A 21,704-nucleotide genomic window follows, 5' to 3' on the forward strand; every position below is an offset into this window, starting at 1 on the left:
CCACCGTACGCGTTTCTGTCGTACCCCCTCGGCATGATGTCCGGCATGGATCTCCAGAGTCACCCCCGCACGCCCGGACAGCGGCGCGAGGCCGCCATGGCCTGGCATCAGGAGGCGCTGGCCGGGAAGCATCGCTACGACGGCGCCGATCCGGAGATCTACCGGATCGCCGCGGGCCCGGTGCCGTGGCAGCACGGCGATCTGGAGTGGGCGCTGCGCGCTGACGAGAACGGGGCACACCTCCCGTCGTCCGATCCCGGGCCCTACCACCTGCCCGCGCTGATCGCCGAGCAGATCCCGGTGGAGTGGCTGGCCGATTGCGCGCCCGCCCTGACCGGGGTGATCGGCAGGCTCCGGCGCAACGACGACTGGTACATGCCCGTCGACTACCGCCGTGCTCTGGTCGAGCGGTTCGGGAGTGCGCTGGCCCGCATCGCCGGCGGCATGCCGATGCAGCTCCTGATCGCCCATGACACGTTCGGCGCCGAAGCCCTCGAGCGTCTCGGTGGGCACCGGTTCGACGCGGCCACGGTCGCCGCACTGACATTCGCCGGCACGCTGACGAAGCCGGTGCCCACGAAGGCCTGGCTGCGGCAGGCCGCGGCGGTGCTCACGGCCGGCTCGACAGCAGCGATCCGCGACATCCTGACGGCGTTCACGCTCACCACCGGCCGGGTCCACGACGACAACGACTATCTGCTCCGCGGCGTCTGCTGGCTGGCCGCCGCCGACCCGGACGCCTCGAGCACCGCGGCTGAAGAGGTCACGGTGCTGCTGGCCGCGGTGGCCGAGGCGGCCGGGACGTCTCCGGGCCGGGGCGCGTGGGCGCGTGCCCCCCGGACCGCGGCCGCCGCCGTGGAGATCGTGGCCGGGCGGCCCGGTGTCGCGCCGGCACGCGCCCTGGCCCGGCTGGCGCTGACCGCCCGCAGCCGGCCGGTCCGGGACCGGGTCCGCACCGCGCTGGAGCGGATGGGCACGCTGCGCGGGTGGGAGCCGGGCGAGGCCCTGGAGCTGGCGATCGACGACCACGGCCTGGACTCCGGCGGCCGCCGGTCCTGGCCGGCTCCCGGTGACCACACGGTGACCGTGGAGATCGACGGCGACAAGGCGGTGGTCCGGGCCTGGCGGGACGGTTCGCCGCTGCGGAGCCTGCCCGCCACGGTGCGCGGCGACGACGCCGTCACCGCGGCGAAAGCGCTGGCCAAGGAGGTCAACAGGACGCTGGCGACCGAGCGGAGCCGGATCGAGGGCCTGCTTTCCCACGACCGGATCTGGGATGGGGACACCTGGCGTCAGCGCTATCTGGAGCATCCGGTGACCGGCTCGATCGGCCGCCGGCTGATCTGGCAGGTGTCCGCCGACGGGGCGACGTGGACCACCGGCCTGCCCGAGCACGACGGCACCGGCTGGTCGCTCGCCGGCCGGTCCGGGGCGGCGCTCGCGGTCCGGCTGTGGCATCCGGTGCTCGCCGACCCGGCCGAGGTGGCCGCCTGGCGCGATCACGTCACCGCCGCCGGCCTGCGGCAGCCGGTCAAGCAGGCGTTCCGGGAGGTCTACCGGCTGACTCCCGCCGAGGAGCAGACCCGCGTCTACTCGAACCGGTTCGCCGGCCACATCCTGCGCTACCGGCAGGCCAGCGCCCTGATGCGGGTGCGCGGCTGGGCGGCGGCGTTCCTCGGCGCGTGGGACGGCGGCTACGACAGCGACGCCACCAAGGAGTTCGCGGCCGGGACGTGGCGGGCGTCGTTCCGGCACGAGATCACCGGCCTCACCGACCGGAGCGAGGATGTCGAGTTCTGTTCCACCGATCAGGTGCGGTTCGCCCGCCGCGACGGCCGCCGGTGGGAGCTCACGCCGCTCGCCGAGGTGCCCGCCCGGGTGCTCAGCGAGGCGATGCGTGACGTCGACCTGTTCGTCGGGGTGACGTCGATCGCCGCCGACGAGACCTGGGCCGACCGGGGTGAGCACGGCTTCCGGGATTATTGGTCGGAGGCCGCCTTCGGCGCCCTCACCGGCAGCGCCGAGATCCGGCGCGACGTGCTGGCCCGGCTGCTGCCCCGGCTCAGGATCGGCCCGAAGTGCGAGCTGACCGACCGGTTCCTCAAGGTCCGTGGCACCCGCGCCGTCTACAAGATCCACCTCGGCTCGGCGAACATCCTGATGGAACCGGACGACTCCTACCTGTGCATCGTCCCCGACCGCCGGCCCGGCGCGGTGCCACTGCCGTTCGACGACGACGAGCGGCTCTCCCTGATCCTGTCCAAGGCCCTGCTGCTGGCCGCCGACAACCGGATCACCGACCCCACCATCCTGCGGCAGCTGCCGCGCTGACCCCTGGCCGGTTCTGGAGGAGCCATGACCGACGCGGTGGTGCGCGACGAGACGATGAGCGGGCGGGAGATCAACTCCTGGGTGCTGCCCGGCCTGCCGGACACGATCACCGCCCGCGAACTGGTGCGGCTGCGGGTCCGGGAGGAGGTGGCCCGTTTCAACCTGGCCGGCGGCGACCTGTTCCACGGGCTGGTGCGCCCGGCCGCCGCCGCCGAGACGCCGCGGGGTTTCCGGCTTCCCGGCGTCACCCGGATCGACGGGGAGGCGCAGGCCGCTGCCGCGTGCGCGGCCTTCGACCGCAACGGCTTCGTGATGCTCACCGGCGACCGGCAGATCGAGTCCCTCGACGAGGTGATCGACCTGCGGCAGTGCGACAGCGTCGCCTTCATCCGCCTGGTCCCCCTGGTCGGCGGCTGACACCGGCCGGTCGGGTCAGGCGGCGGAAGGCGTACGCGGGAGCAGGCCGGAGGCGTGCCAGAGGGCCAGACCCGGGCCGCCGATCAGGTCCAGGTCCTTGAGGAAGGTGACGATCCGCTCGCCCGCCCAGCGCATGGTCTCGCGGTGGTGCGGGTTGGCGCGGGCCGCCCGCCGGCCCTCCTCCGGGTCGATGCCGACGGCCCGGTAGACGCGCGGGTCCACGAGGCGGGTGCCGGTGAGGTACGCGGCCCGCGCGATCACCAGCTTGTCGAAGGCGAGCCGGCCCTTCCCGGCGGCCCGGATCTGCCGGGCCAGCTCCTCGCGGGCGTACCGGACGTGCCGGGCCTCCTCGACGACGTGGATGCGGGACACCATCCGGACCAGGGGCTGCACGTTCTCGTCGTTCATGGCCTCGCGCTGCAGGGTGTCCAGGATCTCCTCGGCGATCAGGATGGCGGCGTACATCCGCGGGCCGACGCCGGTGTGCGCGATCCACTTGCCGAGCCACTGGTTGACGCCGGTGGGCTGGTACAGCGGCGCGTCCAGGCGGGCGATCATCCGGCCGAACATCACCGAGTGGCGGCATTCGTCGCCGATCTCGGTGAGCGCGTACTGGGCGTGCGGGGCGGTCGGGTCCTGCTTGAAGTAGTCCCGGATGAGCAGCTGCATGAGGATCGTCTCGAACCAGACGCCGAGGCCGGCGATGCTGGCGACCTCGTGCTTGGTCAGCTCGATCCGCTGCTCCTCGGTCATCCGGTCCCACAGGGCGGTGCCGTACAGGCTGGAGCGGTGCGGCGGCACGAAGTACCTACCGGGAACGAACGGGGCCTCCCAGTCGATCTCCACCTCGGGGTCGTACGAGTGTTCCGCCGAGGAGCGGAGCAGCCGGGTGGCCGTGCGGTCGCGTTCGGTCGGGGTGGTGGTCATCCGGGACCTCCCAGGGAAGCGGGAAAACGATGAAGACGCTTGACGTTACCGGCGGTAACAGTTACTACTCGTACTATGAACTCGGTCACCCCACCCGTCAATCCCCGTCGATCCGGTGACGGCCGCCGCGGCCGTTGGGACGGCCATCGTGAGCAGCGGCGGGCGGAGCTGACCAACGCCGCGATCGAGGCGATCCGCGCGCAGGGCCCGGACGTCGGCATGGAGGCCATCGCCGCGCACGCCGGAGTGAGCAAACCGGTGCTCTACCGCTACTTCGCCGACAAGTCCGAGCTGTGGCTGGCCGTCGGCCAGGTGGCCGGCGCGATGGTTCTGGAGGACATGGTCCCGGCGATCTCGGCCGTCCGCGAGGAGCGGGACATCGTCGCCGCCGCCATCGACATCTACCTGACCCGGATCGAGTCCGACGTGAACCTGTACCGGTTCGTCGTGCACCAGCCGGACATCGCCCGGCACCGCGACGTGGTCGCCGACGTGATGGACACCGTGGCCAGCGGCCTGGCACGGATCCTCGGCGACCGGCTGCGGGCCCGCGGCCTCGACTCGGGGGCGGCGCTGCCGTGGGCGTACGGCGTCGTCGGTTATGTCCAGTCGGTCGGTGACTGGTGGCTGCGCCAGCAACAGCCGATCAGCCGCGAGGCGCTCGGCGAATACCTGACCACGTTCCTCTGGGGCGGCATCGCCGGCATGCGCCGCGCCGCCGACGTCCCCGGTGGACTCGCCGCGACCGAAGGGTGGGCCAGAGACGTATGAGCACCGACGAGGAGGAGTACCGGGGGCCGGCGACGTTACGGCTGGACGACGGCCCGGTCCCGGTGGAGATCCGGATGTCCGCGCGCTTCGAGCCGATCGAGGGCCGGTTCCGCTGGGCCGGGCGCACCGGGCCGCACGACATGCTGCGGGAACGGGTCGGCGGCGGCCTGCGCACGGCCACGATCGTGGTGCCGGGCGCGCCGGAGACGGCCGTCAGACTGGGCGACCCGGACCCGTGGGGCGGCATCCGCATCTCCGGCACCGGCACGCCGCCGTGGTTCCCCGCTCCGGAGGAGGCCACGGATGCCCGGTGAGCACTTCGACGTACTGATCATCGGCGCGGGGCTGTCCGGCATCGGCGCGGCCTGGCGGCTCCAGCGGCAGCGGCCCGGCGACACCTGGGCCATCCTCGAGGCGCGGGACGCGATCGGCGGCACCTGGGACCTGTTCCGCTATCCCGGCGTGCGATCCGACTCGGACATGTTCACCCTCAGCTACCCGTTCCGGCCGTGGCGCGAGCCCGAATCCCTCGCCTCCGGCGAGAAGATCCGCCGGTACATCGAGGCCACCGCGGACGAGGCGGGCATCACCCCGAAGATCCGGTTCGGTACGCGGGTCGTCCGCGCCGCATGGTCGACGGAACAGGCCCGCTGGACCGTGCACACGTCGGCCGGCGACGTCCTGACGTGCGGATTCCTGTACGGGTGCGCCGGCTACTACAACTACGCCGAGGGCTACCAGCCGGACTTCCCCGGTCGGGACGACTTCCGCGGGCGGCTCGTGCACCCGCAGTTCTGGCCGGACGACCTCGACTACCGGGGCAAGCGCGTGGTGGTGATCGGCAGCGGGGCCACCGCGGTCACGCTGGTCCCGGCGATGGCCGCCGACGCGGCGCACGTGACGATGCTGCAGCGCTCCCCCACGTACGTCACGCCTCTCCCGGACCGCGACCTGATCGCCGACGTCGCCCGGCGTCTCCTCCCGCCGAAGGCGGCGAACCGGGTGGCCCGCGCCAAGAATCTCCTGCTCACGCAGGGCTTCTACCACCTCGCACGCAGGCGGCCCAAGCTGGTGCGCGGCGCGTTGCGGCGGGCCGCCATCCACTTCCTGCAGGATCCGGGGTACGTGGACGAGCACTTCAAACCCCGCTACGACCCCTGGGATCAGCGGCTCTGTGTGATCCCGTCCGGTGATCTCTATCGGTCGATCACCGACGGCCGGGCATCGGTCGTCACCGACCACATCGACACGTTCGTCCCGGACGGCATCCGGCTGAGGTCCGGCGCGGTGCTCGACGCCGACGTGGTGGTCTCGGCGACCGGGCTGTCGCTGCTGCCGGTCGGCGGTGTCCAGCTGGTCGTCGACGGCGAACCGGTCGACGTCGGCAAGACCGCCGCCTACCGCGGGCTGATGCTCAGCGGGGTGCCGAACTTCGCCTACTGCATCGGGTACGTCAACGCGTCGTGGACGCTGCGCGCCGACCTGTCCCACCGCTACCTGCTGAAACTGCTCGGCCACATGGACCGGCACGGGTACGCGGCAGCCACGCCGACCAGCCCGTCCGGCACCGGCGCGCCGCTGCTCGACCTCTCGTCGGGGTACGTGCAGCGGGCCCTCGACACGTTCCCCCGCCAGGGCGACCGCGACCCGTGGATCGTCCGGCAGAACTACCTGCGCGACGTCGTCGCCACACCGCGCGCCGATGTCACCCGTGACATGACCTTCAGCCGCAAGCCCGCTCCCGTCCGTTCTACCGAGGTGGTCTCATGACGCGAATCCCCGAGTACCGGTTCGCCGGGCGCACCGCAGTGCTGACCGGCGCGGCCAGCGGCATCGGCGAACATCTCGCCTACGGCCTGGCCTTCCGCGGCAGCGACCTGGTCCTCGCCGACATCGACGAGAGCCGGCTCAAGACGGTCGCCGACCGGATCCGCGCCGCCCACCCCGCCGTCACCGTACAGACGATCAATGTTGATCTGGCCGACCGGTCCGCCGTCGAGGCCCTCGCCACCCGGATCCTCGACGAGCACCCGGCGATCGGGCTGCTGATCAACAACGCCGGGATCGCGCTGGGCGGCCGCTTCGACCAGGTGTCGGTCGAGCAGTTCGAGCAGGTCATGAACGTCAACTTCCGGGCGCCGATGCTGCTCACGCACGCGTTGCTGCCCGCGTTGACGGCCACACCGGGTGGACATCTCGTCAACCTGTCCAGTCTGTTCGGATTGATCGCGCCGCCCGGCCAGAGCGCGTACGCGGCGAGCAAGTTCGCGCTGCGCGGGCTCAGCGAGTCGCTGCGCAGCGAACTCATCGACAACGGGGTCGGGGTGACGACGGTGCATCCGGGCGGGATCGCCACGAGGATCGCGGAGTCGGCTCTGGTCGGGTCACTCGTACCGCAGGAGGAGGTCGAGCCCAACCAGAAACTCTTCGCCGCGCTGCTCAGCTATCCCCCGGACAAGGCCGCGGAGCAGATCCTGCGGGCCGTCGCGAAGCGGAAGGCCCGGCTGCTCATCGCGGCCAGCGCCAAGGCGCCCGACCTGCTGGCCCGGCTGCTGCCGGTCGGTCACGCCCGGATCGTGCGCGCGTTCACCGTCGCCACGGCGTCCCGCGGCGCGCGATCGGTGGTCGGAAGATGAGATTCATCGACGTACGGGATACGCGCGTCCGCGTCCACGAGAGCGGTGATCCGGCCGCACCGCCGGTGGTGCTGCTGCACGGTATCGGGCGCAGCCTGGAGGACTGGTCCCTGCAGCATCCGCTGCTCGACAGCGAGTACCGGGTGATCAGCGTCGACATGCCCGGGTTCGGGTTGTCGCAGCGCCTGCCCGCGCCGACCACCCTCGACGGGCTCGCCGGCGGGGTGTGGGCGGTCCTCGACACGCTCGGCGAGAACCGGCCCGTGCACCTGATGGGGAACTCGCTCGGCGGCGCCGTGTCGATGACGATGCTGGCCGGCACACCCGAACGGGTGTCAACGTTGACGCTCGTCAACAGTGCCGGGTTCGGCAAGGAGGTGACGGTCGCGCTGCGCCTGCTGGCCGTGCCCGGTCTCGGCCGGCAGATGCTGCGCCGCGTCGACCGGCTCACCGCGCCGCGGATGGAACGCATGGTCTTCGCCGACCGGGCGCACGTCACCCCGGAACGGATCGAGATGGCCATCCGGATCGCGCGGCAGCCGGACTTCGCGGCGGTGTACCTGGAGACGGCCAAGGCGCTCGGCGGCTTCCGCGGGGTGGCCGCCGCCTGGCGTGCCGAGCTGCTCGGCCGTCTCACCGCCCACCCGAGACCGACGATGCTCGTCTGGGGCGACCGCGACCTGATCCTGCCCAGCAAGCACCTGGCGGCGGCCCGGGCCGCGTTCCCGCACGCGCAGTCGCACCTGTTCGCCCGGACGGGTCACATGCCGCAGATCGAACGGCCGGAGGAGTTCGCGGGGCTGGTCTGTCCCATGCTCGCCAAGGTGGCCGTCTAGAGACCTCGTTCCGGGGCACGGTCCGGGCGGCGTCAAAGGGGGCGCCGCCCGGACCGCTCCCGTCCCTCACCGAGGCCGGCTAAGCCGCGGCGCGGCGGACGCTGACCTCGTCGCGGGCCACGTGCGCGGGCAGCGTTTCCCGGGAGTCTCCCGCGCTCAGCGTGCGTCCCGTCGCCGGGTCGGCGACGATCACCGTCAGCGTGAAACCGTCCTCGCCGCCGCTCTCCAGCCCCGCCGGGCCGCAGGTGAACGCCCGCCCGGCGCGGCAGGCGCCCGCGACGTGGTAGGCGCCGCCGCCGTGCCGCCACAGCAGCCAGATCTCGTGGTCCCCGGGCAGGTCCGCGTCGCCGCTGACCGTGGCGCTCGCGGCGACGGTCTCGCCGTCGCCGGGCTGTCCGATACGGATCGTCGCCGCCTTCTCCGGTGTCCCGGCGCTGGCCGAACCCGTACTCCCCCGGGTCTCGGCCGGCTTCCCCACGGGCGCGGAACTCACCCACGGCGACACCGTCGCGGCGCCGGTCCTGGTGGACGCCGCCGGCGACGGAACCCCGCGGTCGTCAGGCGTGCCCTGGGTACGCCCGCCGCGCGTTGCCGGGGCCGCCGAGGGTTCGGCCGGTGGCGCGTACGGTGCCAGACCCGAGTGGACCGCCGCCGCCGAGACCTTCACGGCGGACGGCTGCGGGGCGGCGACCGGCGGCATCCGGAACTGCGGAGGCTCGGGGACCGCACTGAACGCCGACACGATCACCGCCCCGACCGCCACCGCCGCGAACACCGCACTCAGCCCGGGCCGCCGGCGCGCCTCACGCCCCACCGCCGCGAACACGACACCCCACCGCCTGGCAACCATCGAACGCCTTCCGCATGATTCAGGCCGCCGGTGTACGCCGCCGGCCGGCGCGCCGTGCTCCGCGGCGCCATCCGACCTGACAACCCGGACGCCTCCTATTTGGATGCGGTTGTCCGTAGTGTCGCTATTGTGGCGCGGCTCTCCCGCGCACACTCAGTGCGTCTCGCCATGCCGTCACGGCCGGTGCGCTCTCCCCGTACCGCCAACGCTTTCCCTCCCGCCGAAACCGGCAACCGAAGGACCAAGTCGGTGCGGGCAACGCCTGCGCCCGGCCGGCCCGGCCGCACGGGGACCGAACAGCCGGGCAGCCGGAGGACCGGCCAGCGCGGACGGCACCTGGCGACCGGCTGTCGCCGGCCGCGCCGGGCAGCCGGAAGATCAGCAGGTAGGGGCGGCGCCTGACGACCGGCTGTCACCGGCCGCACCCGGGGATCGACGGCCCGGCAGCCGGAAGACCCGCCGTTGCAAGCGACGGCCGAGGGCAGACCGGAGGATCAGCCGTTGCGGGTCAGGGCGTCCCGCCAACCCGCGACCGCGGAGGCGTCGCGCTCCCCCGGGCCAACATAATCCGCCGACGGGCGGATGATCTTGCCGAGGCGCTTCTGCTCCAGGATGTGCGCGCTCCAGCCCGCCGTGCGGGCACACGTGAACATCGCCGCGAACATCTCCGCGGGCACCCCGGCGAAGTCGAGGATCACCGCCGCCCAGAACTCGACGTTGGTCTCCAGGATCCGGTCGGGTTTGCGTTCCCGGAGTTCGGCCAGGGCGGCGATCTCAAGTGCCCGGGCCACCTCGTACCGGGGCGCGGCCAGCTCCCGCGCCGCCTGCCGCAGGATCCGGGCCCGCGGGTCCTCGGCCCGGTACACGGCGTGCCCGAACCCCATCAGCCGCTGGCCGCCGTCGAGCAGTCCCTGTACGTACCGCCGGGGTTCCGCCCCTCGCTCGACCTCCTCGATCATGCCGAGCGCCCGCGCCGGCGCCCCGCCGTGCAGCGGCCCGGAGAGGGCGGCGACCGCTGCGGACAGGCAGGCCGGCACGTCGGCGCCGGTGCTGGCGACGACCCGCCCCGTGAACGTCGACGCGTTCATGCCGTGCTCCGCCGCGCAGATCCAGTACCTGTCGATCGCCGCGACGTGCCGCGGATCCGGCTCGCCCTGCCACTCGATCATGAACCGTTCGGTCGCCGTCCGCCCCGCCTCCACCAGCCGCCGCGGCACCGGTGCGGCATCGCCGTGGCCGGCCCGTGCGACGTACGACAGCACGGCCGCCGAACTGCGCGCCAGATCGTCCCGCGCCTGCGCCTCCGGGATGTCGATCAGCTGGCGCAACCCCCACCGCGGGGCGAGCAGCGAGACCGCGGCCTGCACGTCCGCCCGGATGTCGCCGCTCGCCGCCGACGCGGGCAGCTCCCCGGCGGCGGGCAGCGGGCGGGCGAAGTCGCCGTCCACGAGCAGTCCCCACACGTCCCCGAACGACACCGCCCCGGCGAGCGAGGTGATGTCGACGCCGCGGTATCGCAGCGCTCCGCCGTTCCGGTCGGGTTCGGCGATCTCGGTGTCGAACGCGACGACACCGGCAAGTCCAGGATTCACCGTCAACATGGTCTCAATGTGGATAACCGACATGTTGATGTCAATGTTGATTCAGTCAATATGAGAGGATGACGACATGTCCTCGCAACCCCTGCTGACCACCGAGGAAGTCGCTACGCTGCTGGGCGTCAAACCCGCGACGGTGTACGCGTACGTCAGCCGTGGTCTTCTCTCCAGCCGCCGTAACGCCGACGGCAAGAGCAGCCTGTTCGCCAAGGCCGACGTCGACACGTTCCTGGCCGGCCGACGCCGCGCCACCACGCCCGGCATCCAGACCGGCATCACGCTGATCCGGGACGGCGCGTTGCACTACCGCGGTCACAACGCCGTCGCCCTGGCCCGGGACACGCCGTTCGAGGCGGTGGCAAGCCTGCTCTGGACCGGCGCGCTCGACGACGTGCCGTTCCCGCTCAGCGCCGAGCAGCACGCCGTGGCCCGGGCCGTGACCAGCCCGCTGCCCGCGGCGGCCCGCCTCACCGACCGCTTCCGTGTCACGGTCGCCGCCGTCGCCGCCACCGACCCGCTGCGCTTCGACACCACCCCGGCGGCCGTCGTCACCACCGGCCGCCAGCTGATCGCCACCATGGTCCACGCCCTGCTCCCCGCCGATCCACCGGAGCGGGTCCCCCCGGAGCGGGTCCCCCCGGAGGATCCGACCGCGTCTCGGCCGTCGGCGATCCGCCTGCAACGGCTCGCCCCGGAAGACCCGACCGCGCCTGGGCCGTCGGCGATCCGCCTGCAACGGCTCTCCGAGATCCCCCGCACGCCGGAGCCCGCGGCGGATCACGGACTGGACCGGTCGAGGCTGGCCGCGATCCTGTGGCCCCGGCTGACGGCCGCCGCGGCAACGGAGTCCGCGCTGCGGATCCTGAACGCGGCGCTGGTCCTGCTCGCCGACCACGACATCGCCGCATCCACGCTGGCCGCCCGGGTCGCCGCGTCCACCCGCGCACACCCGTACGCGGTGGTCAGCGCCGGCCTGGCCGCGTTCGACGGCCCGCTGCACGGCGCGGCGAGCGGACTGGCGTACCCGCTGGTGAAAGAGGCGATGACCGGACCCGGCCCGGTCGCCACCATCGCCGAGCGGTTGCGAACCGGATCGCCGGTGCCCGGTTTCGGTCATCCGCTCTACCCGGCCGGGGATCCGCGGGCGGCGGCCCTGCTCGACCTGCTCGACGACGGCCCGGCGAAGGAAACCGCTATCCAGCTGGACGACGCCATGCGTACCCGATCCGGCACCCCCGCCAATGTCGACCTCGCGCTCGCCGCCCTCGCCCTGCACCACGGCATGCCGGCGGACGCCGGCGAGGCGATCTTCGCGGTGGCCCGGACCGCCGGCTGGCTCGCGCACGCCCTGGAGGAGTACGGCGACCGCCCGCTCCGTTTCCGCCCGTCCGGAACCTACGCCGGCAACCCGCCCGCCTGATCCCTACCGGCCAGTAGGCTCGGGCGCATGACTTCTCCCGATCCGAAAGCGCTTTCCCTCCTCGAGGCGCTGCACTCCACCCCGGCCCGCCGTTACCTGTCGGACCAGCCGATCGCCGACGACGTGATCCGGGCGATCCTGGACGCCGCGATCCGTGGGCCCTCCGCCGGAAACGGCCAGTTCTGGGCCTGGATCGTGGTCCGTGATCCGGAGGTGAAGAAGCAGATCGCCGGGTGGTACCGGGAGGGATGGGAACGCCACTACGGCTCCCGCCGCGAGCAGATCCTCGGCGCGCCGGACGGTGGCCCGATGAGCAAGCGCAGTTTCCTCGCCGCCGATCACCTGGCCAACCACCTCGAGGAGGCCCCGGTCTGGATCATCCCGGTCATGCTGGGCGCCGCGAAGTCGACGAACCCGCGGCTCGGATCGTCGATCTACGGCGCGATCCAGCATCTAATCCTGGCCGCGCGCGCCTACGGCCTCGGCGCCACCCTCACCACCCTGCACATCGGCCACGAGGACGACGTCCGCCGACTGCTCGGCCTGCCGGAGGACGCGCTGACGATGGCGCTGATCCCGCTGGGTCACCCGAGCAAGGGCCGCTGGTCCGAGCCGAAACGCCGCCCCCTGGACGAGGTCGTCCACTTCGACAGGTTCACGAGCAGCTGATTTCGTACGGCTTGCCGGAGGCGCCCCGGGTGACGGCGCGCCTCCGTGGTCCGCAAAGGACCATGGACGGCTTCCGGCACACGCCACGGGACTGCCATCATGGCCCGATGACGGATCGCCGCCGGCCGGCCACCAGCCGCTGGACGGTGACCATCGGCGTGCTCGTCACCGTGGCGGTCGGGGCTGTCACCAACATCTTCACCGGCGCCCTCCCGGACGGCTGGGCGTGGGCCCACGACTGGCGGCTGATGGGCACCGTCTTCGCGGCGTGTGTGGTGCTGGCCGTCGGCACCGGCCTGTACCAGCATCTGCAGGACAACCCGGGGAGGGCGAGCGGCCTGCGGCGGGCGCTGCTGGACCGGGTGACCTCGGCGTACCTCCGGGACTACCAGCGCTGGGTCCGGGACAGCCGGCGCACCATGGACTCGAAGGGCCTGAACATCATCGGCCCGTTCAGCCCCGATCTGGACGTCGCGTTCGTCCGCCTGGCGCTCACCTCGAAGGCTCCGGGTCAGGTGCCGTCCGGGGTGGTGCCGAACTCACCGGAGAGCGGCCGGGTGCGGTCGATCTGGTACTTCCTGAACCGGCGGCCCCGGGTGGTGCTGGCCGTGCTGGGCCCGCCGGGCAGCGGTAAGACCACCCTGCTGAGTCACGTCGCCCGGGAGACCGCCACCGATCAGCGGCACCGGGACGCGGCCACCGAGCGGCCGCGGATCACCCGGCCGGTGCCGGTCTGGCTTCAACTGCGGGATGTGGCCCCGGCCATCGTGGCGGAGCCGGACATCCTGTTGACCGACCTGATCCGCAAGACCGTCCCGCCCTCGGTGGGTCCGGAGCCGGCCCGGTGGTGGGAACGCCAGCTGCGAGCCGGCCGGTGCGTGGTGCTGCTCGACGGGCTGGACGAGGCCGGCGAGGCGGAGGTGCGCCGGGTGGTCGTCCAGTGGATCAACGCACAGCTCGCGGCGCATCCGGCCGACGACTTCGTGATCACGTCGCGGCCGCACGGGTACCGCACGTCGTTCGTGGACGCCACGGCGACGGTCCAGGTGCTCCCGTTCGCGCCGAAGCAGGTCCGGCAGTTCCTGGAGAAGTGGTACATCGCCGCCGAGAAGCACGACGCCGACCCGGACGAACTGGAGGCCGCCGCGGCGCGGGGCCGGCAGGCGGCGGCGCACCTGCTCGGGCAGATCGACGCCATCCCGGGTCTGCACGATCTGACCGCGAACCCGCTGTTGCTCACGATGATCGCCAACGTGCACCGGTACGGCAAACGGCTGCCCGAGAACCGCGCCATGCTGTACCGCGAAGTGTGCGACGTCATGCTGTGGCGCCGCGACGAGGAACGCGGCCGCAATGTCGGGCCGGCCGGGGAGCAGCGCCTGCGCCTGCTGTCCCGGCTGGCGTTCGACTGGATGCGGGAAGGCACCCGTGGCATGGACCGCCGCGCGCTGCTGCGAACGGTGGAGCCGTGGCTGGCGGAGACCGGCAGCGGGATCACCGCCGAACGGTTCCTGGAGGAGATGGAGGCCAGTGGTCTCCTGCCGATCCCCGATCTGCAACAGTTCACCTTCGCCCACCAGACCTTCCAGGAGTACCTGGCCGCCTGCCACATCGCCGAGCAGAACCTGTCCGTTCTGCTGACCGAGTCGATCGACGATCCGTGGTGGCGGGACACCATCCTGTTGTACGCGGCCGACAACGACCCGGATCCGCTGGTGGAGAGCGCGCTGGCGTCGGGCACGGTGGTGGCGTTGTCCCTGGCGTTCGAGATCGCCGAGCAGTCCTCCCGGGTGTCCTCGGATCTCCGGGCCCGGCTGGACGTCGTGCTGAGCCGCGGATCGCTGCCGAACGCCGAGCAGTCCGACCGGACCCTGACCGCCAACGTGCTGATCGGCCGGCTGCTGCGCACGATGGTCACCACTCCGGACGGCTCGAAGATCACTCGACAGCCGATCTCGGCGGAGATGTTCCGGCTGTTCGCGCTGGACACCGCGAACCCGTTCCCGGAGGCGCCGGATCCGGACGACAGGGATCAGCCGGTACGCGGGGTGTGGCGCGACGACGCCCACGCGCTCCTGCAGTGGATCAACGCGCTGATCGTCGCCGGGCCGTGGGGGGCCAGCGGCACGAGTTTCCGGCTGCCCACGGTCGCGGAACTGGACGTGGTGAAACCCACCAGCCCCGCCTGGGCCACCGACGGGGCCCGGACGCGCCTGCGGCACCCGAACCAGCACCGGTTCGAGGTCACCGCGAACGAGATGGTCGCCTCCCTGGCCGTGGACCTGCCGGGCTCACGGCTGCTCAACACGATTCTGCTGGCGAAGGCGCACCGGATCCGGACGGTGATCCGCCAGCACTGGAAGATCGACGCGGATGCCACGCAACTGCGCGAGGCCTCCGACTATCTCGCGGCGGTGCTCGCCACGCCAGGGGACCATCCGACCCTGCTGGCCGGGGCCCGGAACCGGGTTCGCAGTGTCGCCACGGACCTCCAGGGCCGGCTCGAGCAGCTGAGGGAGGCCACGATCTCGTTCCGGAACGTTCTCCGGGGCATACCGGAGGAGGTGTCCCGGCTGGTGGCCACGGTCATCACGGACCTGCTCGAGATCAACCTCACTCCGGTCCGGGAGGCCATCGCCCGGATCCCCCGTAACGCCGCCGACCGGGAGGGTCCCGGGCAGACGGAACTGTTCGCCGAGTTGGAGGAGGTGCTCGCGGAGATCGACCAGGCCATCCCGGCGCTCCGGGTGCACCGCCCACCGCCGTGGCGGCGGACGCTCCTGGACCGGACGCTCGCCGCGCCGCACCGGATGGGAATCAACCTGCCGCTTCCCGGTCTGATCAGCTCGAAGCCGGCTGTCGACGTGGCCCGGGCTCTGCTGCCGCAGCGATACCTGGACGGGGAACCGTTCCCCGTCGATCTGAACCGGCTGGCCGGCGCCGTCCGGAAGATGACGGACCACAGCACCTGGCCGCCGCTCACCCCCGAGGTCGCGTGGGGTCTGGACAACCTGCTGGAGGCCGCGGGGCCGCTCCTGCGGCGGGAACGCCAGGTGACCGACGCGGCGGCCGCGGCCGTCCGCGCGCCGGCCCTGGTGCTGGCCCGTCTCGCGCAGATCGCGGGGAACACCCCGTTCGCCGTCGACCTGATCGAAGTGGCCCTGGCCATGAACCTGCTGGCGAAACGCCGCCGCTCCCCCGGCGCCCTCGAGGTGCTGATCCTCGCCCTGGACTGACGGCGCCGGTCAGCGGGCCAGGGTGGCGTAGCGGCCGGCGGCCTCGAGCAGGGTGTCGTGGGTTCCGGATTCGAGGATGCGGCCGTGGTCGATGACGGCGATCTGGTCGGCGTCGCGGATCGTGGAGAGGCGGTGGGCGATGGTGACCGTCGTGCGGCCGGCGGACAGTGCGTCGAAAGCGCGCTGCACGGCCCGCTCCGTCTCGTTGTCGAGGGCGCTCGTGGCCTCGTCGAGGACCAGGATGCGCGGGTCGCGCAGCAGGGTGCGGGCGATGGCGATGCGCTGTTTCTCGCCGCCGGAGAAGCGGTGGCCGCGGGAGCCGACCATGGTGTCGTAGCCGTCGGGCAGGGCGGCGATCAGGTCGTGGATCTGGGCGGCGCGGGCGGCCCGCTCGATCTCGGCGTCGGTGGCGTCCGGTTTCGCGTAGCGCAGGTTCTCCCGGATCGTGGTGTGCAGCAGGTAGGTCTCCTGACTGACCACGCCGACGATCCCGGCCAGGTCGTCGAGGGCGAGGTCGCGCACGTCGACGCCGTCGATGGTGACGCGGCCCGAGGTGGGGTCGTGGAGCCGGGCGATCAGGGCGGCGATGGTGCTCTTGCCCGAGCCGGTCTCCCCGACGAGGGCCAGCGACGTGCCGGCCGGGACGTCCAGGCTGACTCCGGCGACGGCGGCGGCGCCTTCCCCGTACGCGAAAGTGACGTCCTCGAACCTCAAGTGGCCGCGCACCTCCGGCAGGCGCACCGGCGTCGCCGGCTCCCGGACGTCGACCGGCAGGTCGAGGTATTCGAAGATGCGCTGGAACAGCGCGAGTGACGCGACCAGCGTGACGCCGACGTCGAGCAGGCTCATCAGCGGCCGGAACAGGCCCGCCTGCAGGCCGGTGAACGCGACCAGGGTGCCGATGCTCATCGCGCCGAACGTGCCGGGCAGGCCGGCGGCCAGGTAGATCGCGGCGGGGATGATCGCGAAGACGATGTTCATGCTGGCCATCCGCCAGCGGCCGGCCAGCTCGGAGCGCAGCTCCAGGTCGATGAGGCGGCCGGAGGAGGCGGCGAACCGCTCGGTCAGCGCGCCGCTCGCGCCCATCGTCTTGGCCAGCTGCACGCCGCTGATCGACAGGCCCTCGTCGATGATCACGTTGAGGTCGGCGAGCTCGCGCTGGCGCTGGGCGGTGATGGCCTGGCGCATCCGGGCGACCCGGCGGGTCCAGTAGACCGCGGGTGGCAGGGCGATCAGCGACACCAGGGTGAGCTGCCAGGACAGGGCGGTCATCGCCACGACGGTGGCGACGACGGTGGTCAGGTTGGCGGCGACCGAGGTGGCGGTCGTGGTGACGACCTGCTGCATGCCGCCGATGTCGTTGGTGATGCGGGACTGCACCTCGCCGGTGCGGGTGCGGGTGAAGAACGCGATCGACTGCCGCTGCAGGTGCGCGAACACGTCGGTGCGCAGCCGGTGCATGACGCGCTGGCCGACGGTGGTGGCGATCCAGGTCTGCACGACGCCGAGGGCGGAGGTGGCCGCGGCGACGCCGACCATGCCGGCCACGAGCAGGACGAGGAGCCGGAGGTCGGACTGCGGGAGGGCGACGTCGATAACCTCACGCAGGAGGAACGGTGACGCCATCGAGATCACGGAGGAGAGGACGATGACGGCCACGACGACGGCGAGATGCCGGCGGTGGCCGGTGAACAGGGCGCCGATGCGGCGCAGCGAGACGGCGCGTGCCTGCGCCTTCTCCGCGGCGGTCAGGGTCTGACCTTTTCGTCCAGCCAAGAGCGGGCCTCCCGTACGATTTCCGACAAGCTGAGGTTACCTCACCATGAGGGAACAACGGTAGTCGCTGATAGTTTGTTCCCATGGAGGACGACGGCCTGCTGGAATCGTTCTGGGCGGTGACCCGGCGCCTGCGCGAGCACACCCGGATCACCCTCGAGCCCTGGCACGTCTCGCCGTCGCAGTCCCGGGCCCTCGGCATGCTCGCCCGGCACGGCGAGATGCGCCTGAGCGCCCTGGCCGAGCATCTGCGGATCGCCCCGCGCTCGGCCACCGAGGTGATCGACGACCTGCAGGGCCGCGGCCTGGTCGAGCGCCACCCGGATCCGTCCGACCGGCGCGCCACCCTGGTCGTGCTGACCGAGCAGGGCATCGCCACCGCCCGGGCGATCAAGAAGGCCCGCGAGACCGAGGCCGAGCACCTGTTCGCCGGCCTCGACCCGGCCGACCGCGCCGACCTGACCCGCATCCTCCGCCGCCTTCGGGAGACCCGCTGGCCGGACGACGCGCGGGAGAGCAGCAGGCCGGACGACGCAAGGGAGAGCCGCTCGCCGGACGGCGCGGGAGAGAGCCGCCGGCCGGACGAGGCGCGGGAGGAACAGCGGGACAGGAGCCAGGGCTAACGCGACGGCCCGGCGAGCGCCGCCACGCACCCGGTCGCGCCGCCGGCGCAGAGCAGCCCGAGATACACGCCGGTCGGCACGGTCGTCACGCCGAACGTCTCGAGGATCCCGGCGAGGGTGAACACGGCCAGGAACCACGCCAGCGCCACCCGGGAGAAGTGCCCGAGCGCCGCCTGCCCCGCACCGGGCCGCCGCCGTACCGGCCGGCCCGGGTGGATCCGCAGCGACTCGGCGAACTCGTCGGCCGCGAGGGCGAGGGACGCGGCGTCGACCGCCGTGCTCATCGACTTCTCGAAGGCCTTCAGCGCCGCCCGCGCGCCGGCGTGACCGAAATTGATGGCGAGGGCCCGCCCGACCGCCTCCCGCGCGCTGAGCGGCCGCCCGATCGCGAAGAGCGCCTGGCCGTACGTCACGAGCAGGTCGGCGTCGTACCCCGCCAGGTCCACGACGCACCGCAACCCCTCGGCGGCGTCGGTCGGCAGACCGGCCGCGAGCTGCGCCTGGGCGAGCCGGTTGTGCAGGCGCGGGTTGCCGGGGTCCTCCCGGCAGGCCGCCGCCGCGGCCGCGATCGCCTCGCCGTGGTCGCCGAGCCGGCTGCGGGCCTGGCTGAGCCAGTACAGCGACTCGGCGCCGTACGGGTCGAGGTGCCACGCCGCCTGTGCGGCGACCAGCGCCCCGGTGCGGTCGTCAAGTTCGAGCCGGGCCCGGGTGATCCGGTGCCAGGCGCCGACGTTCTCCGGCTCGCGCCCGACGAAGGGCGCGAGGAGGCGCTCGGCGTTGTGGGCCCGCCCGCGGGCGAGGAGGGCGTCGGCTTCGGCGAGGATCTGCACGCCGTTCTCGATCGGCCCGCACCGTCCGGGGTTGCGGCAACCGCCGGTTGACAGTGCGTTGCGATCCGGGCGTCAGGCGTTGCGCAGCTCGTCCCGGTACGACACCACGGACGCGATCATGCTCTGCAGGAATCTCTCGATGGTCTGGAGTTCCCCGACGGAGAAGTCGGACATGATCTTGTCGGTGCGCGGGGCGAGCGGCGCGAAGAAGCTGAGCGCCAGGGCCATGCCGGCGTCGGCGTAGCGCAGGTGGACGACCCGGCGGTCGGCGCTCTCCCGGGTGCGCCGCAGGTGGCCGCCGCGCTCCAGTCTGTCGATCAGCGCGGTGGTGGCGCCGGACGACAGGCCGATGGCTTCGCCCAGCTTGCCGGGGGTCAGCGGGGCGCCCTTGCGTTCGGCGTGCATGACCGCCAGCAGGGCGTGCATGTCGGTGGCGTGCAGCCGGTGCTGGTTGGCGAAGGCGTGCCCGATGTGCTGCGCCTCACCGCTGTACGTGTTCAGCAGGTCGACGAGTTCCCTGCGCAACCGCTGTCGCTCTGCGGTCTCGTTCACTTCCACGGGGGTAAGTGTTGCAGATCCCGTGCCAGTGATGAACAATCTCGATGGTAAAGATTCTCAGTCTTGAAGATTCCTCATAGGGGGCCCAGTAATGAGAAGGGCATGGGCGACGCTCCTCCTGGCCCTGCTGCTCGGTGGACTCGTCTTCGGGTTCGCCGGCTCCACCGAGACGGACAACGACCCCACGTCGTCGCTGCCGTCCTCGGCGGAGTCGACCCGGGTCGCCGAGCTGCAGAAGGAGCTGCCCTCCGGGCGGACCAACCCGGCGTTGATCGTGGTCGCCAAGAACGGCGAGGCGCTCACCGACGCGGACCTGGTCACGGTCAAGGACCTCGGGCAGCCGATTTTCTCCGAGGACCGCAAGGCCGCCATCGTCACCGTGGTGCTGCCGGCCACCGGCGACGCGGACGCCACCATCAAGGCCGTCGACGAGCTGCGCGCCAAGGCCTCGACCGGCCTGCCGCCCGGCGTGACGGCGCAGGTCACCGGCGGGGCGGGCTTCAGCGCCGACCTGTCGAACAGCTTCAGCGGCGCGAACACCAAACTGCTGATCGTCACGGTCGTGGTGGTCACGGTGCTGCTGCTGATCACGTACCGCAGCCCGATCCTCTGGGTCGTGCCGTTGTTCGTCGTCGGCTTCGCCGACCAGCTCTCCGCCAAGGTGATCGCGCTGCTGTCGCAGCACACCGACCTGGCCGTGAACGGCTCGACGACAGGCATCGTCACGGTGCTGGTGTTCGGCGCCGGCACCGACTACGCGCTGCTGCTGATCTCGCGGTACCGCGAGGAGCTGCACAAGTACGAGAACCGGTTCGAGGCCATGGGCAAGGCGCTGCGCGGGGCCGGCCCGGCCATCGCCGCCAGCGCGGGCACCGTCATCCTGGCGCTGCTCACCCTGATGCTGGCCAGCCTGAAGAGCAACGTGGCGCTGGGCATCACCGCGGCCGCCGGCGTCGCCATCGCCGCCGTGTTCGCGCTGCTGGTGCTCCCGGCCGCGCTGGTGATCTGTGGTCGTGGGCTGTTCTGGCCGTTCATCCCGAAGGTCGGCCAGGCCGGGCCGGAGGACGGCAAGGGCTTCTGGGCGCGGGTCGGCAAGACGGTGGTCCGCCGCCCGGTCGCCGTGACCGTGCTGTCGGTGGTCGTGCTCGGCCTGCTCTCGCTGGGCGGGCTCGGCACCAAGGTCGGCCTGTCGCAGGCCGAGCAGTTCCGGGTCGAGGCGGAGTCGGTGCAGGGCCTGGAGACGCTCTCCAAGTACTTCCCGGCCGGCGCCGCCGGGCCGGCGGTGGTCCTCACCGAGCCGGCCAAGGCCCAGCAGGTGCTGGACACCGTCACGAAGACCGAGGGGGTCGCACAGGCCCGGATCGCGGAGACGACCGACGCCCGGGTCAGCATCAGCGCGGTGCTGGAGGCCGCCCCGGACACCGCCGAGGCGTTCGACACCATCCGGGAGCTGCGCGGCAACCTGGACGGCGAGGCCCTGGTCGGGGGTACGGTCGCGACCGCCCTGGACACCCGGGACGCCGCCCGGCGGGACCTGACCGTGATCGTCCCGGTGGTTCTCGCCGTGGTGTTCCTGGTGCTGGTCGCGCTGCTGCGGGCCCTGGTCGCGCCGATCCTGCTGATGATCACCGTGGTGATCAGCTTCGTGGCCTCGCTCGGTGCGGGCTCCTGGCTGTTCCGGAACGTGTTCGACTACCCGGCCCTGGACAACTCGGTGCCGCTGTTCTCGTTCCTGTTCCTGGTGGCACTCGGCGTCGACTACAACATCTTCCTGGTCACCCGGGCAAAGGAGGAGGCGGCGACCCGCGGCACCAAGGACGGCATGGTGCACGCCCTGGCGGTGACCGGCGCGGTCATCACCAGCGCGGGGATCCTGCTCGCCGCGGTTTTCGCGGTGCTCGGGGTGCTGCCGGTGGTCACCCTGACCCAGATCGGCATCATCGTCGGCATCGGTGTGCTGCTGGACACGCTGCTGGTGCGTACCGTGCTGGTTCCCGCCCTGGCCACGCTCACCGGCGACCGGTTCTGGTGGCCGGGCCGGCCACAGGGCGTGGCCGGGTCCGGCGAGGGTGACGGGCCGCAGGCACGGCCGGACACCGACTGGGACGCGGTGAACCGTACCAAGCTCACCGAGGAGACCCACCGCTAGCGAAAGAAGGATGCCGGGCAGCCCGAGGCTGCCCGGCATCTTCTGCTTCTCCTATTGAGTAGATAGGATGAGCGGCC

18 protein-coding genes are annotated in these 21,704 nt (G+C 72.2%); 12 read left to right on the plus strand and 6 right to left on the minus strand.

Annotated features, from left to right (window positions below):
• The first annotated feature begins 45 nt into the window (after nt 1–45).
• Complete coding sequence (locus ACZ3II_RS27020) at nt 46–2,331, plus strand: DUF4132 domain-containing protein (RefSeq protein WP_465520537.1); 2,286 nt, start codon at nt 46–48, stop codon at nt 2,329–2,331.
• Between the two features lie 24 nt (nt 2,332–2,355).
• Nucleotides 2,356–2,748 carry a hypothetical protein gene (locus ACZ3II_RS27025; RefSeq protein WP_465520538.1) on the plus strand — a complete coding sequence of 131 codons (393 nt, stop codon included), beginning with the start codon at nt 2,356–2,358 and terminating at the stop codon, nt 2,746–2,748.
• 15 nt (nt 2,749–2,763) lie between these two features.
• Here the strand turns inward: ACZ3II_RS27025 and ACZ3II_RS27030 are convergent, their stop codons facing one another.
• A complete protein-coding gene (locus ACZ3II_RS27030) occupies nt 2,764–3,675 on the minus strand; it encodes an AurF N-oxygenase family protein (protein ID WP_465520539.1) in 912 nt (303 codons plus the stop codon).
• A 75-nt stretch (nt 3,676–3,750) separates the two neighbouring features.
• On the opposite strand from ACZ3II_RS27030, the gene ACZ3II_RS27035 reads away from it, so the two are divergent.
• Genes ACZ3II_RS27035 through ACZ3II_RS27055 form a run of 5 tightly spaced genes read left to right on the plus strand, consistent with a single transcriptional unit; the run spans nt 3,751 to nt 7,918 of the window.
• The gene (locus ACZ3II_RS27035) at nt 3,751–4,446 is read left to right on the plus strand and encodes a TetR family transcriptional regulator (protein ID WP_465520540.1); all 696 of its coding nucleotides are present in this window, start codon (nt 3,751–3,753) and stop codon (nt 4,444–4,446) included.
• On the plus strand, nt 4,443–4,760 hold the full coding sequence (locus ACZ3II_RS27040) for a DUF4873 domain-containing protein (protein ID WP_465520541.1): 318 nt from the start codon (nt 4,443–4,445) through the stop codon (nt 4,758–4,760). Before ACZ3II_RS27035 ends, ACZ3II_RS27040 begins: the two co-directional genes overlap by 4 nt.
• Complete coding sequence (locus tag ACZ3II_RS27045) at nt 4,750–6,216, plus strand: flavin-containing monooxygenase (protein ID WP_465520542.1); 1,467 nt, start codon at nt 4,750–4,752, stop codon at nt 6,214–6,216. The genes ACZ3II_RS27040 and ACZ3II_RS27045 overlap by 11 nt, the downstream gene beginning before the upstream one ends.
• Nucleotides 6,213–7,082 (plus strand): SDR family NAD(P)-dependent oxidoreductase, encoded by an 870-nt coding sequence (locus tag ACZ3II_RS27050; protein ID WP_465520543.1) that lies wholly within the window; start codon nt 6,213–6,215, stop codon nt 7,080–7,082. Before ACZ3II_RS27045 ends, ACZ3II_RS27050 begins: the two co-directional genes overlap by 4 nt.
• Nucleotides 7,079–7,918: an alpha/beta fold hydrolase gene (locus ACZ3II_RS27055; RefSeq protein ID WP_465520544.1), complete on the plus strand. Its 840-nt coding sequence runs from the start codon at nt 7,079–7,081 to the stop codon at nt 7,916–7,918. The genes ACZ3II_RS27050 and ACZ3II_RS27055 overlap by 4 nt, the downstream gene beginning before the upstream one ends.
• Before the next feature lie 79 nt (nt 7,919–7,997).
• Here ACZ3II_RS27055 and ACZ3II_RS27060 read toward each other — a convergent pair whose 3' ends face one another.
• Together ACZ3II_RS27060 and ACZ3II_RS27065 are read right to left on the minus strand one after the other, a co-directional pair.
• Nucleotides 7,998–8,768 carry a hypothetical protein gene (locus ACZ3II_RS27060; protein WP_465520545.1) on the minus strand — a complete coding sequence of 257 codons (771 nt, stop codon included), beginning with the start codon at nt 8,766–8,768 and terminating at the stop codon, nt 7,998–8,000.
• A 494-nt stretch (nt 8,769–9,262) separates the two neighbouring features.
• Nucleotides 9,263–10,369, minus strand: a complete 1,107-nt coding sequence (locus tag ACZ3II_RS27065; RefSeq protein ID WP_465520546.1) for a citrate synthase 2 — start codon at nt 10,367–10,369, stop codon at nt 9,263–9,265.
• Between the two features lie 67 nt (nt 10,370–10,436).
• On the opposite strand from ACZ3II_RS27065, the gene ACZ3II_RS27070 reads away from it, so the two are divergent.
• The 3 genes from ACZ3II_RS27070 to ACZ3II_RS27080 all read left to right on the plus strand — a co-directional run bounded on the left by ACZ3II_RS27070 (nt 10,437) and on the right by ACZ3II_RS27080 (nt 15,691).
• The gene (locus ACZ3II_RS27070) at nt 10,437–11,786 is read left to right on the plus strand and encodes a citrate synthase (protein ID WP_465520547.1); all 1,350 of its coding nucleotides are present in this window, start codon (nt 10,437–10,439) and stop codon (nt 11,784–11,786) included.
• A 27-nt stretch (nt 11,787–11,813) separates the two neighbouring features.
• Nucleotides 11,814–12,455: a nitroreductase family protein gene (locus tag ACZ3II_RS27075; protein WP_465520548.1), complete on the plus strand. Its 642-nt coding sequence runs from the start codon at nt 11,814–11,816 to the stop codon at nt 12,453–12,455.
• Nucleotides 12,456–12,562: 107 nt separating this feature from the next.
• Nucleotides 12,563–15,691, plus strand: coding sequence for an NACHT domain-containing protein (locus tag ACZ3II_RS27080; RefSeq protein ID WP_465520549.1), 3,129 nt, complete (start codon nt 12,563–12,565; stop codon nt 15,689–15,691).
• Nucleotides 15,692–15,700: 9 nt separating this feature from the next.
• On the opposite strand, the gene ACZ3II_RS27085 is transcribed toward ACZ3II_RS27080, so the two are convergent.
• Complete coding sequence (locus ACZ3II_RS27085; RefSeq protein ID WP_465520550.1) at nt 15,701–17,467, minus strand: ABC transporter ATP-binding protein; 1,767 nt, start codon at nt 17,465–17,467, stop codon at nt 15,701–15,703.
• Between the two features lie 83 nt (nt 17,468–17,550).
• On the opposite strand from ACZ3II_RS27085, the gene ACZ3II_RS27090 reads away from it, so the two are divergent.
• Nucleotides 17,551–18,090 (plus strand): MarR family winged helix-turn-helix transcriptional regulator, encoded by a 540-nt coding sequence (locus tag ACZ3II_RS27090; protein ID WP_465520551.1) that lies wholly within the window; start codon nt 17,551–17,553, stop codon nt 18,088–18,090.
• Here ACZ3II_RS27090 and ACZ3II_RS27095 read toward each other — a convergent pair.
• Nucleotides 18,087–18,920 (minus strand): tetratricopeptide repeat protein, encoded by an 834-nt coding sequence (locus tag ACZ3II_RS27095; RefSeq protein WP_465520552.1) that lies wholly within the window; start codon nt 18,918–18,920, stop codon nt 18,087–18,089. The genes ACZ3II_RS27090 and ACZ3II_RS27095 overlap by 4 nt on opposite strands.
• 72 nt (nt 18,921–18,992) lie before the next feature.
• Complete coding sequence (locus ACZ3II_RS27100; RefSeq protein WP_465520553.1) at nt 18,993–19,478, minus strand: MarR family winged helix-turn-helix transcriptional regulator; 486 nt, start codon at nt 19,476–19,478, stop codon at nt 18,993–18,995.
• Between the two features lie 91 nt (nt 19,479–19,569).
• On the opposite strand from ACZ3II_RS27100, the gene ACZ3II_RS27105 reads away from it, so the two are divergent.
• Nucleotides 19,570–21,627, plus strand: a complete 2,058-nt coding sequence (locus ACZ3II_RS27105; RefSeq protein WP_465520554.1) for an MMPL family transporter — start codon at nt 19,570–19,572, stop codon at nt 21,625–21,627.
• Nucleotides 21,628–21,704: the final 77 nt, after the last annotated feature.

The organism is Actinoplanes sp. NPDC019969 (assembly GCF_055562375.1).

What these genes read in the sequence shown, in the direction of transcription:
- ACZ3II_RS27020 (WP_465520537.1), top strand. Translation starts at nt 46, where the DNA reads ATGGATCTCCAGAGTCACCCCCGCACGCCCGGACAGCGGCGCGAGGCC.
- ACZ3II_RS27025 (WP_465520538.1), top strand. Translation starts at nt 2,356, where the DNA reads ATGACCGACGCGGTGGTGCGCGACGAGACGATGAGCGGGCGGGAGATC.
- ACZ3II_RS27030 (WP_465520539.1), bottom strand. Translation starts at nt 3,675, where the DNA reads ATGACCACCACCCCGACCGAACGCGACCGCACGGCCACCCGGCTGCTC.
- ACZ3II_RS27035 (WP_465520540.1), top strand. Translation starts at nt 3,751, where the DNA reads ATGAACTCGGTCACCCCACCCGTCAATCCCCGTCGATCCGGTGACGGC.
- ACZ3II_RS27040 (WP_465520541.1), top strand. Translation starts at nt 4,443, where the DNA reads ATGAGCACCGACGAGGAGGAGTACCGGGGGCCGGCGACGTTACGGCTG.
- ACZ3II_RS27045 (WP_465520542.1), top strand. Translation starts at nt 4,750, where the DNA reads ATGCCCGGTGAGCACTTCGACGTACTGATCATCGGCGCGGGGCTGTCC.
- ACZ3II_RS27050 (WP_465520543.1), top strand. Translation starts at nt 6,213, where the DNA reads ATGACGCGAATCCCCGAGTACCGGTTCGCCGGGCGCACCGCAGTGCTG.
- ACZ3II_RS27055 (WP_465520544.1), top strand. Translation starts at nt 7,079, where the DNA reads ATGAGATTCATCGACGTACGGGATACGCGCGTCCGCGTCCACGAGAGC.
- ACZ3II_RS27060 (WP_465520545.1), bottom strand. Translation starts at nt 8,768, where the DNA reads ATGGTTGCCAGGCGGTGGGGTGTCGTGTTCGCGGCGGTGGGGCGTGAG.
- ACZ3II_RS27065 (WP_465520546.1), bottom strand. Translation starts at nt 10,369, where the DNA reads ATGTTGACGGTGAATCCTGGACTTGCCGGTGTCGTCGCGTTCGACACC.
- ACZ3II_RS27070 (WP_465520547.1), top strand. Translation starts at nt 10,437, where the DNA reads ATGTCCTCGCAACCCCTGCTGACCACCGAGGAAGTCGCTACGCTGCTG.
- ACZ3II_RS27075 (WP_465520548.1), top strand. Translation starts at nt 11,814, where the DNA reads ATGACTTCTCCCGATCCGAAAGCGCTTTCCCTCCTCGAGGCGCTGCAC.
- ACZ3II_RS27080 (WP_465520549.1), top strand. Translation starts at nt 12,563, where the DNA reads ATGACGGATCGCCGCCGGCCGGCCACCAGCCGCTGGACGGTGACCATC.
- ACZ3II_RS27090 (WP_465520551.1), top strand. Translation starts at nt 17,551, where the DNA reads ATGGAGGACGACGGCCTGCTGGAATCGTTCTGGGCGGTGACCCGGCGC.
- ACZ3II_RS27105 (WP_465520554.1), top strand. Translation starts at nt 19,570, where the DNA reads ATGAGAAGGGCATGGGCGACGCTCCTCCTGGCCCTGCTGCTCGGTGGA.